At 50.0% G+C, this 10,987-nt stretch carries 24 protein-coding genes; 23 read left to right on the forward strand and 1 reads right to left on the reverse strand.

Features of this window, described 5'->3' with window-relative positions:
• Positions 1-234: 234 nt before the first annotated feature.
• Positions 235-429, forward strand: a complete 195-nt coding sequence (gene bfd, locus D9741_RS22900) for a bacterioferritin-associated ferredoxin (RefSeq protein WP_000289090.1) — start codon at positions 235-237, stop codon at positions 427-429.
• A gap of 72 nt (positions 430-501) precedes the next feature.
• Complete coding sequence (bfr, locus tag D9741_RS22905) at positions 502-978, forward strand: bacterioferritin (RefSeq protein WP_000675515.1); 477 nt, start codon at positions 502-504, stop codon at positions 976-978.
• Here bfr and D9741_RS22910 read toward each other — a convergent pair.
• Positions 975-1,442, reverse strand: a complete 468-nt coding sequence (locus D9741_RS22910; RefSeq protein ID WP_130217610.1) for an A24 family peptidase — start codon at positions 1,440-1,442, stop codon at positions 975-977. The genes bfr and D9741_RS22910 overlap by 4 nt on opposite strands.
• 378 nt (positions 1,443-1,820) lie before the next feature.
• Between D9741_RS22910 and rpsJ the strand changes: the two genes are divergently transcribed.
• The 21 genes from rpsJ (at position 1,821) to rplO (ending at position 10,986) form a co-directional block, all read left to right on the forward strand.
• Positions 1,821-2,132 carry a 30S ribosomal protein S10 gene (gene rpsJ / locus D9741_RS22915; protein WP_001181004.1) on the forward strand — a complete coding sequence of 104 codons (312 nt, stop codon included), beginning with the start codon at positions 1,821-1,823 and terminating at the stop codon, positions 2,130-2,132.
• A gap of 32 nt (positions 2,133-2,164) precedes the next feature.
• The gene (rplC, locus tag D9741_RS22920; RefSeq protein ID WP_000579833.1) at positions 2,165-2,794 is read left to right on the forward strand and encodes a 50S ribosomal protein L3; all 630 of its coding nucleotides are present in this window, start codon (positions 2,165-2,167) and stop codon (positions 2,792-2,794) included.
• Positions 2,795-2,804: 10 nt separating this feature from the next.
• Positions 2,805-3,410 (forward strand): 50S ribosomal protein L4, encoded by a 606-nt coding sequence (rplD, locus tag D9741_RS22925; RefSeq protein WP_000424395.1) that lies wholly within the window; start codon positions 2,805-2,807, stop codon positions 3,408-3,410.
• On the forward strand, positions 3,407-3,709 hold the full coding sequence (rplW, locus tag D9741_RS22930; protein WP_000617544.1) for a 50S ribosomal protein L23: 303 nt from the start codon (positions 3,407-3,409) through the stop codon (positions 3,707-3,709). Before rplD ends, rplW begins: the two co-directional genes overlap by 4 nt.
• Before the next feature lie 17 nt (positions 3,710-3,726).
• A complete protein-coding gene (gene rplB, locus D9741_RS22935; protein ID WP_000301864.1) occupies positions 3,727-4,548 on the forward strand; it encodes a 50S ribosomal protein L2 in 822 nt (273 codons plus the stop codon).
• Between the two features lie 16 nt (positions 4,549-4,564).
• Positions 4,565-4,843: a 30S ribosomal protein S19 gene (gene rpsS, locus D9741_RS22940; protein WP_001138117.1), complete on the forward strand. Its 279-nt coding sequence runs from the start codon at positions 4,565-4,567 to the stop codon at positions 4,841-4,843.
• 14 nt (positions 4,844-4,857) lie between these two features.
• Complete coding sequence (rplV, locus tag D9741_RS22945; protein ID WP_000447529.1) at positions 4,858-5,190, forward strand: 50S ribosomal protein L22; 333 nt, start codon at positions 4,858-4,860, stop codon at positions 5,188-5,190.
• A 17-nt stretch (positions 5,191-5,207) separates the two neighbouring features.
• Positions 5,208-5,909: a 30S ribosomal protein S3 gene (rpsC, locus tag D9741_RS22950; RefSeq protein WP_000529945.1), complete on the forward strand. Its 702-nt coding sequence runs from the start codon at positions 5,208-5,210 to the stop codon at positions 5,907-5,909.
• Positions 5,910-5,921: 12 nt separating this feature from the next.
• Positions 5,922-6,332, forward strand: a complete 411-nt coding sequence (gene rplP / locus D9741_RS22955) for a 50S ribosomal protein L16 (protein ID WP_000941212.1) — start codon at positions 5,922-5,924, stop codon at positions 6,330-6,332.
• The gene (rpmC, locus tag D9741_RS22960; protein ID WP_000644741.1) at positions 6,332-6,523 is read left to right on the forward strand and encodes a 50S ribosomal protein L29; all 192 of its coding nucleotides are present in this window, start codon (positions 6,332-6,334) and stop codon (positions 6,521-6,523) included. Before rplP ends, rpmC begins: the two co-directional genes overlap by 1 nt.
• Positions 6,523-6,777 carry a 30S ribosomal protein S17 gene (rpsQ, locus tag D9741_RS22965; protein WP_000130100.1) on the forward strand — a complete coding sequence of 85 codons (255 nt, stop codon included), beginning with the start codon at positions 6,523-6,525 and terminating at the stop codon, positions 6,775-6,777. Before rpmC ends, rpsQ begins: the two co-directional genes overlap by 1 nt.
• 164 nt (positions 6,778-6,941) lie before the next feature.
• Positions 6,942-7,313: a 50S ribosomal protein L14 gene (gene rplN / locus D9741_RS22970; RefSeq protein WP_000613955.1), complete on the forward strand. Its 372-nt coding sequence runs from the start codon at positions 6,942-6,944 to the stop codon at positions 7,311-7,313.
• A gap of 10 nt (positions 7,314-7,323) precedes the next feature.
• Positions 7,324-7,638, forward strand: coding sequence for a 50S ribosomal protein L24 (gene rplX / locus D9741_RS22975; RefSeq protein WP_000729185.1), 315 nt, complete (start codon positions 7,324-7,326; stop codon positions 7,636-7,638).
• Between the two features lie 14 nt (positions 7,639-7,652).
• Positions 7,653-8,192, forward strand: a complete 540-nt coding sequence (gene rplE / locus D9741_RS22980; protein ID WP_001096200.1) for a 50S ribosomal protein L5 — start codon at positions 7,653-7,655, stop codon at positions 8,190-8,192.
• A 14-nt stretch (positions 8,193-8,206) separates the two neighbouring features.
• Positions 8,207-8,512 (forward strand): 30S ribosomal protein S14, encoded by a 306-nt coding sequence (gene rpsN / locus D9741_RS22985; RefSeq protein ID WP_001118930.1) that lies wholly within the window; start codon positions 8,207-8,209, stop codon positions 8,510-8,512.
• A 33-nt stretch (positions 8,513-8,545) separates the two neighbouring features.
• On the forward strand, positions 8,546-8,938 hold the full coding sequence (gene rpsH, locus D9741_RS22990) for a 30S ribosomal protein S8 (RefSeq protein WP_000062611.1): 393 nt from the start codon (positions 8,546-8,548) through the stop codon (positions 8,936-8,938).
• A gap of 12 nt (positions 8,939-8,950) precedes the next feature.
• On the forward strand, positions 8,951-9,484 hold the full coding sequence (gene rplF / locus D9741_RS22995) for a 50S ribosomal protein L6 (protein ID WP_064524927.1): 534 nt from the start codon (positions 8,951-8,953) through the stop codon (positions 9,482-9,484).
• Positions 9,485-9,493: 9 nt separating this feature from the next.
• On the forward strand, positions 9,494-9,847 hold the full coding sequence (rplR, locus tag D9741_RS23000) for a 50S ribosomal protein L18 (RefSeq protein WP_000358960.1): 354 nt from the start codon (positions 9,494-9,496) through the stop codon (positions 9,845-9,847).
• Positions 9,848-9,861: 14 nt separating this feature from the next.
• Positions 9,862-10,365: a 30S ribosomal protein S5 gene (gene rpsE, locus D9741_RS23005; protein ID WP_000940121.1), complete on the forward strand. Its 504-nt coding sequence runs from the start codon at positions 9,862-9,864 to the stop codon at positions 10,363-10,365.
• A 3-nt stretch (positions 10,366-10,368) separates the two neighbouring features.
• Complete coding sequence (gene rpmD, locus D9741_RS23010; RefSeq protein WP_001140433.1) at positions 10,369-10,548, forward strand: 50S ribosomal protein L30; 180 nt, start codon at positions 10,369-10,371, stop codon at positions 10,546-10,548.
• A 3-nt stretch (positions 10,549-10,551) separates the two neighbouring features.
• A complete protein-coding gene (rplO, locus tag D9741_RS23015) occupies positions 10,552-10,986 on the forward strand; it encodes a 50S ribosomal protein L15 (RefSeq protein ID WP_001238917.1) in 435 nt (144 codons plus the stop codon).
• Position 10,987 lies beyond the last annotated feature (1 nt).

A 10,987-nucleotide genomic window follows, 5' to 3' on the forward strand; every position in this document is an offset into this window, starting at 1 on the left:
TGAAGGCGGCCGTACCGTTGGTGCGGGCGTTGTTGCTAAAGTTCTGAGCTAATTACGCGTTAATTAGTTTCGAATTAAAAAGGGCGCTTAGGCGCCCTTTTTGCTGCCCGTAATTTGAGTTCGAAATATTTAGTCGTAATTTCGCTCGCTGAACTGTGGCGCAAATAAAATTGTGCTATTGTAATCATAACTATTCTCATTTACACTTTGCGCAGAATTTGAACGGGAGTAATCATGTACGTTTGTTTGTGTAATGGTGTAAGTGACAAAAAAATTCGCCAGGCAGTCCGTCAGTTTCATCCTCAGTCTTTCCAACAATTACGCAAGTTTATTCCTGTGGGAAATCAATGCGGTAAGTGCATTCGCGCCGCACGCGAAGTGATGCAGGACGAATTGATGCAGATGCCCGAATTTAAAGAGATTGCCTGAAGCTCACGCTTATTTTTTGACATCCCGCTAGCCCCATCTACGCTCTAATAGTGGAAGCGGAGGGACTATAAAATGAAAGGTGATGTTAAAATCATAAATTATCTCAATAAACTATTGGGAAATGAGCTTGTCGCGATCAATCAGTATTTTCTTCATGCCCGTATGTTTAAAAACTGGGGCCTGATGCGCCTTAATGATGTCGAATACCATGAATCTATCGATGAGATGAAGCACGCCGATAAATATATCGAGCGTATTTTGTTCTTAGAAGGGATCCCTAACTTACAGGATTTAGGCAAGCTAGGGATCGGTGAAGATGTCGAAGAGATGCTGCAATCCGACCTGCGATTAGAGCTGGAAGGTGCGAAGGATCTTCGTGAGGCTATCGCTTATGCCGACAGCGTTCATGACTATGTTAGCCGCGATATGATGATCGAGATCCTTGCTGATGAAGAAGGTCATATCGACTGGCTCGAAACTGAACTGGATCTCATCGGTAAAATCGGCCTGCAAAATTATCTGCAATCACAAATTAAAGTTAAAGATTAATAGCCTGACAGCAGACTATCCCAGCCTACAATGAAACCCGCAGCTGCCAGAAATGGCCCAAAAGGCAGCGGGTTTTTTAATGATTCTTTTCCTCTCATGAGCAGACCAATAACTACGGCTCCGCAAGCGAAGGAGGCGGCAAGGAAAACCAGCCGTGGCAAGAAGGCCCATGTATGCCAGGCGCCAAGGGCGGCGAGAAACTTCACATCACCATAGCCTAATCCTTCTTTATGACGCAGTATGCGATATCCCCAGTAAATGACAGCGAATGTGCCGTAACCAATAATCGCCCCCCATAACGCATCGGCTAAACCGTCAGGATGACAAAACTGATAGAACAAAAGACCTGACCAGAGTAACGGGCAGGTAAACCTGTCAGGTAACAAGCCATGCTTTGCATCCCAGAAAAAAAGTAGGACTGATAAGCAAACGTATAAAATCAGAAAGGGAAAGGTAGCGACCATAAAACATCCTCTGTAATTGGAGTATCACCATCGAATAACTCCGGATACTCAGCAACAGAGAAATCGCTGGTTTGTTAACCAGGTTCCGGTGAAAAACGCTATCTTCACGACCTTACAAATTTCGTGGAATGCAGCTCGCAATCTATGCGTTGCGATTAATTTCTACCCGATGCTTGCGTCAATCTCAGATTTGCGTATAATGCGCGGGCTTGTCGTAGTTGACAGCAGGTTCAATCTGAACCTCAGTTAGCCGAATTTGGCTACCTAACAATGCTCCCAATCGGGGGGCTACGTAAGAACGGTTACACTCTCCCATCAATCGTAATGGGTCTGAGGAGTAATCATTTTCGTTTATAAAATAATTGGAGCTCTGGTCTCATGCAGAACCAAAGAATCCGTATCCGCCTGAAAGCGTTTGATCATCGTCTGATCGATCAAGCAACCGCGGAAATCGTCGAGACTGCCAAGCGCACTGGTGCGCAGGTCCGTGGTCCGATCCCGCTGCCGACACGCAAAGAGCGCTTCACTGTTCTGATCTCTCCGCACGTCAACAAAGACGCGCGCGATCAGTACGAAATCCGTACTCACTTGCGTCTGGTTGACATCGTTGAGCCAACCGAGAAAACCGTTGATGCTCTGATGCGTCTGGATCTGGCTGCCGGTGTAGACGTGCAGATCAGCCTGGGTTAATCAGGTCATTGAGCGATTGAGAGGTTGAAACAATGATTGGTTTAGTCGGTAAAAAAGTGGGTATGACCCGTATCTTCACAGAAGACGGCGTTTCTATCCCAGTAACCGTAATCGAAGTTGAAGCAAACCGCGTTACTCAGGTTAAAGACCTGGCTAACGATGGCTACCGTGCTATTCAGGTAACCACCGGTGCTAAAAAAGCTAACCGTGTGACCAAGCCTGAAGCTGGCCACTTCGCTAAAGCTGGCGTAGAAGCTGGCCGTGGTCTGTGGGAATTCCGCCTGGCTGAAGGCGAAGAGTTCACTGTAGGTCAGAGCATTAGCGTTGAACTGTTTGCTGACGTTAAAAAAGTTGACGTAACTGGCACCTCTAAAGGTAAAGGTTTCGCAGGTACCGTTAAGCGCTGGAACTTCCGTACCCAGGACGCAACCCACGGTAACTCCTTGTCTCACCGCGTTCCGGGTTCTATCGGTCAGAACCAGACTCCGGGCAAAGTGTTCAAAGGCAAGAAAATGGCAGGTCAGATGGGTAACGAACGTGTAACCGTTCAGAGCCTTGACGTAGTACGCGTTGACGCTGAGCGCAACCTGCTGCTGGTTAAAGGTGCTGTCCCGGGTGCAACCGGTAGCGACCTGATCGTTAAACCAGCTGTGAAGGCGTAAGGAGATAGCAATGGAATTAGTATTGAAAGACGCGCAGAGCGCGCTGACTGTTTCCGAAACTACCTTCGGTCGTGATTTCAACGAAGCGCTGGTTCACCAGGTTGTTGTTGCTTATGCAGCCGGTGCTCGTCAGGGTACTCGTGCTCAGAAGACTCGTGCTGAAGTAACTGGTTCCGGTAAAAAACCGTGGCGCCAGAAAGGCACCGGCCGTGCGCGTTCTGGTTCTATCAAGAGCCCGATTTGGCGTTCTGGTGGCGTGACCTTCGCTGCTCGTCCGCAGGACCACAGTCAAAAAGTTAACAAGAAGATGTACCGCGGCGCGCTGAAAAGCATCCTGTCCGAACTGGTACGTCAGGATCGTCTGATCGTTGTCGAGAAGTTCTCTGTAGAAGCACCGAAAACCAAGCTGCTGGCACAGAAACTGAAAGACATGGCTCTGGAAGATGTGCTGATCATCACCGGTGAGCTGGACGAGAACCTGTTCCTGGCTGCGCGCAACCTGCACAAGGTTGACGTACGCGATGCAACTGGTATCGACCCGGTTAGCCTGATCGCCTTCGACAAAGTCGTAATGACTGCTGATGCTGTTAAGCAAGTTGAGGAGATGCTGGCATGATTCGTGAAGAACGTCTGCTGAAGGTGCTGCGTGCACCGCACGTTTCTGAAAAAGCGTCTACTGCGATGGAAAAATCCAACACCATCGTACTCAAAGTTGCTAAAGACGCGACCAAAGCAGAAATCAAAGCTGCTGTGCAGAAACTGTTTGAAGTCGAAGTCGAAGTCGTTAACACCCTGGTAGTTAAAGGGAAAGTTAAACGTCACGGACAGCGTATCGGTCGTCGTAGCGACTGGAAAAAAGCTTACGTCACCCTGAAAGAAGGCCAGAATCTGGACTTCGTTGGCGGCGCTGAGTAAGTCGGAGGAGTAATACAATGGCAGTTGTTAAATGTAAACCGACATCTCCGGGTCGTCGCCACGTTGTTAAAGTGGTTAACCCTGAGCTGCACAAGGGCAAACCTTTTGCTCCGTTGCTGGAAAAAAACAGCAAATCCGGTGGTCGTAACAACAATGGCCGTATCACCACTCGTCATATCGGTGGTGGCCACAAGCAGGCTTACCGTATTGTTGACTTCAAACGCAACAAAGACGGTATCCCGGCAGTTGTTGAACGTCTTGAGTACGATCCGAACCGTTCCGCGAACATCGCGCTGGTTCTGTACAAAGACGGTGAACGCCGTTACATCCTGGCCCCTAAAGGCCTGAAAGCTGGCGACCAGATTCAGTCTGGCGTTGATGCTGCAATCAAACCAGGTAACACCCTGCCGATGCGCAACATCCCGGTTGGTTCTACTGTTCACAACGTAGAAATGAAACCAGGTAAAGGCGGTCAGCTGGCACGTTCCGCTGGTACTTACGTTCAGATCGTTGCTCGTGATGGTGCTTATGTCACCCTGCGTCTGCGTTCTGGTGAAATGCGTAAAGTAGAAGCAGACTGCCGTGCAACTCTGGGCGAAGTTGGCAATGCTGAGCATATGCTGCGCGTTCTGGGTAAAGCAGGTGCTGCACGCTGGCGTGGTGTTCGTCCGACCGTTCGCGGTACCGCGATGAACCCGGTAGACCACCCACATGGTGGTGGTGAAGGTCGTAACTTTGGTAAGCACCCGGTAACTCCGTGGGGCGTTCAGACCAAAGGTAAGAAGACCCGCAGCAACAAGCGTACTGATAAATTCATCGTACGTCGCCGTAGCAAATAATTTTAGAGGATAAGCCATGCCACGTTCTCTCAAGAAAGGTCCTTTTATTGACCTGCACTTGCTGAAGAAGGTAGAGAAAGCGGTGGAAAGCGGAGACAAGAAGCCCCTGCGCACTTGGTCCCGTCGTTCAACGATCTTTCCTAACATGATCGGTTTGACCATCGCTGTCCATAATGGTCGTCAGCACGTTCCGGTATTTGTAACCGACGAAATGGTCGGCCACAAACTGGGTGAATTCGCACCGACTCGTACTTATCGCGGCCACGCTGCTGATAAAAAAGCGAAAAAGAAATAAGGTAGGAGGAAGAGATGGAAACTATCGCTAAACATCGCCATGCTCGTTCTTCTGCTCAGAAGGTTCGCCTTGTTGCTGACCTGATTCGCGGTAAGAAAGTGTCGCAGGCTCTGGATATTTTGACCTACACCAACAAGAAAGCGGCTGTACTGGTCAAGAAAGTTCTGGAATCTGCCATTGCTAACGCTGAACACAACGATGGCGCTGACATTGACGATCTGAAAGTTACGAAAATTTTCGTAGACGAAGGCCCGAGCATGAAGCGCATTATGCCGCGTGCAAAAGGTCGTGCAGATCGCATCCTGAAGCGCACCAGCCACATCACTGTGGTTGTGTCCGATCGCTGAGACTCTGGAGACTAGCAATGGGTCAGAAAGTACATCCTAATGGTATTCGCCTGGGTATTGTAAAACCATGGAACTCTACCTGGTTTGCGAACACCAAAGAATTCGCTGACAACCTGGACAGCGATTTTAAAGTACGTCAGTACCTGACAAAGGAACTGGCTAAAGCGTCCGTATCTCGTATCGTTATCGAGCGTCCGGCTAAGAGCATTCGTGTAACCATTCACACTGCTCGCCCGGGTATCGTTATCGGTAAAAAAGGTGAAGACGTAGAAAAACTGCGTAAGGTCGTAGCGGACATCGCTGGCGTTCCTGCACAGATCAACATCGCCGAAGTTCGTAAGCCTGAACTGGACGCAAAACTGGTTGCTGACAGCATCACTTCTCAGCTGGAACGTCGCGTTATGTTCCGTCGTGCTATGAAGCGTGCTGTACAGAACGCAATGCGTCTGGGCGCTAAAGGTATTAAAGTTGAAGTTAGCGGCCGTCTGGGCGGCGCGGAAATCGCACGTACCGAATGGTACCGCGAAGGTCGCGTACCGCTGCACACTCTGCGTGCTGACATCGACTACAACACCTCTGAAGCGCACACCACTTACGGTGTAATCGGCGTTAAAGTGTGGATCTTCAAAGGCGAGATCCTGGGTGGTATGGCTGCTGTTGAACAACCGGAAAAACCGGCTGCTCAGCCTAAAAAGCAGCAGCGTAAAGGCCGTAAATAAGGAGCGTCGCTGATGTTACAACCAAAGCGTACAAAATTCCGTAAAATGCACAAAGGCCGTAACCGCGGTCTGGCGCAGGGTACGGATGTTAGCTTCGGCAGCTTCGGTCTGAAAGCTGTTGGCCGTGGTCGTCTGACTGCACGTCAGATCGAAGCAGCACGTCGTGCTATGACCCGTGCAGTTAAGCGTCAAGGTAAGATCTGGATCCGTGTGTTCCCGGACAAACCGATCACTGAAAAGCCGCTGGCAGTGCGTATGGGTAAAGGTAAAGGTAACGTGGAGTATTGGGTTGCCTTGATTCAGCCGGGTAAAGTCCTGTATGAAATGGACGGTGTTCCGGAAGAGCTGGCCCGTGAAGCATTCAAGCTGGCAGCAGCGAAACTGCCGATTAAAACCACCTTTGTAACTAAGACGGTGATGTAATGAAAGCAAAAGAGCTGCGTGAGAAGAGCGTTGAAGAGCTGAACACCGAGCTGCTGAACCTGCTGCGTGAGCAGTTCAACCTGCGTATGCAGGCTGCAAGTGGCCAGCTGCAACAGTCTCACCTGTTGAAGCAAGTGCGTCGCGATGTCGCACGCGTTAAGACTTTACTGAACGAGAAGGCGGGTGCGTAATGACCGATAAAATCCGTACTCTGCAAGGTCGCGTTGTTAGCGACAAAATGGAGAAATCCATTGTTGTTGCTATCGAACGTTTTGTGAAACACCCGATCTACGGTAAATTCATCAAGCGTACGACCAAACTGCACGTACATGACGAGAACAACGAATGCGGTATCGGTGACGTGGTTGAAATCCGCGAATGCCGTCCGCTGTCCAAGACTAAATCCTGGACGCTGGTTCGCGTTGTAGAGAAAGCGGTTCTGTAATACAGTACACTCTCTCGATACGAATAAACGGCTCAGAAATGAGCCGTTTATTTTTTCTACCCATATCCTTGAAGCGGTGTTATAATGCCGCGCCCTCGATATGGGGATTTTTAACGACCTGATTTTCGGGTCTCAGTAGTAGTTGACATTAGCGGAGCACTAAAATGATCCAAGAACAGACTATGCTGAACGTCGCCGACAACTCCGGTGCACGTCGCGTAATGTGTATCAAGGTTCTGGGTGGCTCGCACCGTCGCTACGCAGGCGTAGGCGACATCATCAAGATCACCATCAAAGAAGCAATTCCGCGTGGTAAGGTCAAAAAAGGTGATGTGCTGAAGGCGGTAGTGGTGCGCACCAAGAAGGGTGTTCGTCGCCCGGACGGTTCTGTCATTCGCTTCGATGGTAATGCTTGTGTTCTTCTGAACAACAACAGCGAGCAGCCTATCGGTACGCGTATTTTTGGGCCGGTAACTCGTGAGCTTCGTAGTGAGAAGTTCATGAAAATTATCTCTCTGGCACCAGAAGTACTCTAAGGAGCGAATCATGGCAGCGAAAATCCGTCGTGATGACGAAGTTATCGTGTTAACCGGTAAAGATAAAGGTAAACGCGGTAAAGTTAAGAATGTCCTGTCTTCCGGCAAGGTCATTGTTGAAGGTATCAACCTGGTTAAGAAACATCAGAAGCCGGTTCCGGCCCTGAACCAACCGGGTGGCATCGTTGAAAAAGAAGCCGCTATTCAGGTTTCCAACGTAGCAATCTTCAATGCGGCAACCGGCAAGGCTGACCGTGTAGGCTTTAGATTCGAAGACGGCAAAAAAGTCCGTTTCTTCAAGTCTAACAGCGAAACTATCAAGTAATTTGGAGTAGTACGATGGCGAAACTGCATGATTACTACAAAGACGAAGTAGTTAAAAAACTCATGACTGAGTTTAACTACAATTCTGTCATGCAAGTCCCTCGGGTCGAGAAGATCACCCTGAACATGGGTGTTGGTGAAGCGATCGCTGACAAAAAACTGCTGGATAACGCAGCAGCAGACCTGGCAGCAATCTCCGGTCAAAAACCGCTGATCACCAAAGCACGCAAATCTGTTGCAGGCTTCAAAATCCGTCAGGGCTATCCGATCGGCTGTAAAGTAACTCTGCGTGGCGAACGCATGTGGGAGTTCTTTGAGCGCCTGATCACTATTGCTGTACCGCGTATCCGTGACTTCCGTGGCTTGTCCGCTAAGTCTTTCGACGGTCGTGGTAACTACAGCATGGGTGTCCGTGAGCAGATCATCTTCCCAGAAATCGACTACGATAAAGTCGACCGCGTTCGTGGTTTGGATATTACCATTACCACTACTGCGAAATCTGACGAAGAAGGCCGTGCTCTGCTGGCTGCCTTTGACTTCCCGTTCCGCAAGTAAGGTAGGGTTACTAAATGGCTAAGCAATCAATGAAAGCACGCGAAGTAAAACGCGTAGCTTTAGCTGATAAATACTTCGCGAAACGCGCTGAACTGAAAGCGATCATCTCTGATGTGAACGCTTCCGACGAAGATCGTTGGAATGCTGTTCTCAAGCTGCAGACTCTGCCGCGTGATTCCAGCCCGTCTCGTCAGCGTAACCGCTGCCGTCAAACAGGTCGTCCGCATGGTTTCCTGCGGAAGTTCGGGTTGAGCCGTATTAAGGTCCGTGAAGCCGCTATGCGCGGTGAAATCCCGGGTCTGAAAAAGGCTAGCTGGTAATTGTCACCAATTGAATCACGGGAGTAAAGACAGATGAGCATGCAAGATCCGATCGCGGATATGCTGACCCGTATCCGTAACGGTCAGGCCGCGAACAAAGCTGCGGTCACCATGCCTTCCTCCAAGCTGAAAGTGGCAATCGCCAACGTGCTGAAGGAAGAAGGTTTTATTGAAGATTTTAAAGTTGAAGGCGACACCAAGCCTGAACTGGAACTTACTCTGAAGTATTTCCAGGGCAAAGCTGTTGTAGAAAGCATTCAGCGTGTCAGCCGCCCAGGTCTGCGCATCTATAAACGTAAAGATGAGCTGCCGAAAGTTATGGCGGGTCTGGGTATCGCAGTTGTTTCTACCTCTAAAGGTGTTATGACTGATCGTGCAGCGCGCCAGGCTGGTCTTGGTGGCGAAATTATCTGCTACGTAGCCTAATCGGAGGAAAAAATGTCTCGTGTTGCTAAAGCACCGGTCGTTGTTCCTGCCGGCGTTGATGTAAAAATCAACGGTCAGGTTATTACGATCAAAGGTAAAAACGGCGAGCTGACTCGTACTCTCAACGATGCTGTTGAAGTTAAACATGCAGATAATACCCTGACCTTCGGTCCGCGTGATGGTTACGCAGACGGTTGGGCTCAGGCTGGTACCGCGCGTGCCCTGCTGAACTCAATGGTTATCGGTGTTACCGAAGGCTTCACTAAGAAGCTGCAGCTGGTTGGTGTAGGTTACCGTGCAGCGGTTAAAGGCAATGTGATTAACCTGTCTCTGGGTTTCTCTCATCCTGTTGACCATCAGCTGCCTGCGGGTATCACTGCTGAATGTCCGACTCAGACTGAAATCGTGCTGAAAGGCGCTGATAAGCAGATGATCGGCCAGGTTGCAGCGGATCTGCGCGCCTACCGTCGTCCTGAGCCTTACAAAGGCAAGGGTGTTCGTTACGCCGACGAAGTCGTGCGTACCAAAGAGGCTAAGAAGAAGTAAGGTAACACTATGGATAAGAAATCTGCTCGTATCCGTCGTGCGACCCGCGCACGCCGCAAGCTCCAGGAGCTGGGCGCAACTCGCCTGGTGGTACATCGTACCCCGCGTCACATTTACGCACAGGTAATTGCACCGAACGGTTCTGAAGTTCTGGTAGCTGCTTCTACTGTAGAAAAAGCTATCGCTGAACAACTGAAGTACACCGGTAACAAAGACGCGGCTGCAGCTGTGGGTAAAGCTGTCGCTGAACGCGCTCTGGAAAAAGGCATCAAAGATGTATCCTTTGACCGTTCCGGGTTCCAATATCATGGTCGTGTCCAGGCACTGGCAGATGCTGCCCGTGAAGCTGGCCTTCAGTTCTAAGGTAGAGGTGTAAGATGGCTCACATCGAAAAACAAGCTGGCGAACTGCAGGAAAAGCTGATCGCGGTAAACCGCGTATCTAAAACCGTTAAAGGTGGTCGTATTTTCTCCTTCACAGCTCTGACTGTAGTTGGCGATGGTAATGGTCGCGTTGGTTTTGGTTACGGTAAAGCGCGTGAAGTTCCAGCAGCGATCCAGAAAGCGATGGAAAAAGCCCGTCGCAATATGATTAACGTCGCGCTGAATAACGGCACTCTGCAACACCCTGTTAAAGGTGTTCATACGGGTTCTCGCGTATTCATGCAGCCGGCTTCCGAAGGTACCGGTATCATCGCCGGTGGTGCAATGCGCGCCGTTCTGGAAGTCGCTGGGGTTCATAACGTTCTGGCTAAAGCGTATGGTTCCACCAACCCGATTAACGTGGTTCGTGCAACTATCGATGGCCTGGAAAATATGAATTCTCCAGAAATGGTCGCTGCCAAGCGTGGTAAATCCGTTGAAGAAATTCTGGGGAAATAAACCATGGCAAAGACTATTAAAATTACTCAAACCCGCAGTGCAATCGGTCGTCTGCCGAAACACAAGGCAACGCTGCTTGGCCTGGGTCTGCGTCGTATTGGTCACACCGTAGAGCGCGAGGATACTCCTGCTATTCGCGGTATGATCAACGCGGTTTCCTTCATGGTTAAAGTTGAGGAGTAAGAGATGCGTTTAAATACTCTGTCTCCGGCCGAAGGCTCCAAAAAGGCGGGTAAACGCCTGGGTCGTGGTATCGGTTCTGGCCTCGGTAAAACCGGTGGTCGTGGTCACAAAGGTCAGAAATCTCGTTCTGGCGGTGGCGTACGTCGCGGTTTCGAGGGTGGTCAGATGCCTCTGTACCGTCGTCTGCCGAAATTCGGCTTCACTTCTCGTAAAGCAGCGATTACAGCCGAAGTTCGTCTGTCTGACCTGGCTAAAGTAGAAGGCGGTGTTGTAGACCTGAACACGCTGAAAGCGGCTAACATTATCGGTATCCAGATCGAGTTCGCGAAAGTGATCCTGGCTGGCGAAGTAACGACTCCGGTAACTGTTCGTGGCCTGCGTGTTACTAAAGGCGCTCGTGCTGCTATCGAAGCTGCTGGCGGTAAAATCGAGGAATAAG

The sequence above is a fragment of the Escherichia sp. E14V7 genome (assembly GCF_004212225.1).
Taxonomy (GTDB): Bacteria; Pseudomonadota; Gammaproteobacteria; order Enterobacterales; family Enterobacteriaceae; genus Escherichia.

What these genes read in the sequence shown, in the direction of transcription:
- rpsC (WP_000529945.1), top strand. Translation starts at nt 5,208, where the DNA reads ATGGGTCAGAAAGTACATCCTAATGGTATTCGCCTGGGTATTGTAAAA.
- rpsH (WP_000062611.1), top strand. Translation starts at nt 8,546, where the DNA reads ATGAGCATGCAAGATCCGATCGCGGATATGCTGACCCGTATCCGTAAC.
- rpsE (WP_000940121.1), top strand. Translation starts at nt 9,862, where the DNA reads ATGGCTCACATCGAAAAACAAGCTGGCGAACTGCAGGAAAAGCTGATC.
- rplE (WP_001096200.1), top strand. Translation starts at nt 7,653, where the DNA reads ATGGCGAAACTGCATGATTACTACAAAGACGAAGTAGTTAAAAAACTC.
- rpmD (WP_001140433.1), top strand. Translation starts at nt 10,369, where the DNA reads ATGGCAAAGACTATTAAAATTACTCAAACCCGCAGTGCAATCGGTCGT.
- rpsJ (WP_001181004.1), top strand. Translation starts at nt 1,821, where the DNA reads ATGCAGAACCAAAGAATCCGTATCCGCCTGAAAGCGTTTGATCATCGT.
- rpmC (WP_000644741.1), top strand. Translation starts at nt 6,332, where the DNA reads ATGAAAGCAAAAGAGCTGCGTGAGAAGAGCGTTGAAGAGCTGAACACC.
- rplX (WP_000729185.1), top strand. Translation starts at nt 7,324, where the DNA reads ATGGCAGCGAAAATCCGTCGTGATGACGAAGTTATCGTGTTAACCGGT.
- rplC (WP_000579833.1), top strand. Translation starts at nt 2,165, where the DNA reads ATGATTGGTTTAGTCGGTAAAAAAGTGGGTATGACCCGTATCTTCACA.
- rplW (WP_000617544.1), top strand. Translation starts at nt 3,407, where the DNA reads ATGATTCGTGAAGAACGTCTGCTGAAGGTGCTGCGTGCACCGCACGTT.
- rpsS (WP_001138117.1), top strand. Translation starts at nt 4,565, where the DNA reads ATGCCACGTTCTCTCAAGAAAGGTCCTTTTATTGACCTGCACTTGCTG.
- rplF (WP_064524927.1), top strand. Translation starts at nt 8,951, where the DNA reads ATGTCTCGTGTTGCTAAAGCACCGGTCGTTGTTCCTGCCGGCGTTGAT.
- rplD (WP_000424395.1), top strand. Translation starts at nt 2,805, where the DNA reads ATGGAATTAGTATTGAAAGACGCGCAGAGCGCGCTGACTGTTTCCGAA.
- rplV (WP_000447529.1), top strand. Translation starts at nt 4,858, where the DNA reads ATGGAAACTATCGCTAAACATCGCCATGCTCGTTCTTCTGCTCAGAAG.
- rpsN (WP_001118930.1), top strand. Translation starts at nt 8,207, where the DNA reads ATGGCTAAGCAATCAATGAAAGCACGCGAAGTAAAACGCGTAGCTTTA.
- D9741_RS22910 (WP_130217610.1), bottom strand. Translation starts at nt 1,442, where the DNA reads ATGGTCGCTACCTTTCCCTTTCTGATTTTATACGTTTGCTTATCAGTC.
- rplR (WP_000358960.1), top strand. Translation starts at nt 9,494, where the DNA reads ATGGATAAGAAATCTGCTCGTATCCGTCGTGCGACCCGCGCACGCCGC.
- rplP (WP_000941212.1), top strand. Translation starts at nt 5,922, where the DNA reads ATGTTACAACCAAAGCGTACAAAATTCCGTAAAATGCACAAAGGCCGT.
- bfd (WP_000289090.1), top strand. Translation starts at nt 235, where the DNA reads ATGTACGTTTGTTTGTGTAATGGTGTAAGTGACAAAAAAATTCGCCAG.
- rpsQ (WP_000130100.1), top strand. Translation starts at nt 6,523, where the DNA reads ATGACCGATAAAATCCGTACTCTGCAAGGTCGCGTTGTTAGCGACAAA.
- bfr (WP_000675515.1), top strand. Translation starts at nt 502, where the DNA reads ATGAAAGGTGATGTTAAAATCATAAATTATCTCAATAAACTATTGGGA.
- rplO (WP_001238917.1), top strand. Translation starts at nt 10,552, where the DNA reads ATGCGTTTAAATACTCTGTCTCCGGCCGAAGGCTCCAAAAAGGCGGGT.
- rplB (WP_000301864.1), top strand. Translation starts at nt 3,727, where the DNA reads ATGGCAGTTGTTAAATGTAAACCGACATCTCCGGGTCGTCGCCACGTT.
- rplN (WP_000613955.1), top strand. Translation starts at nt 6,942, where the DNA reads ATGATCCAAGAACAGACTATGCTGAACGTCGCCGACAACTCCGGTGCA.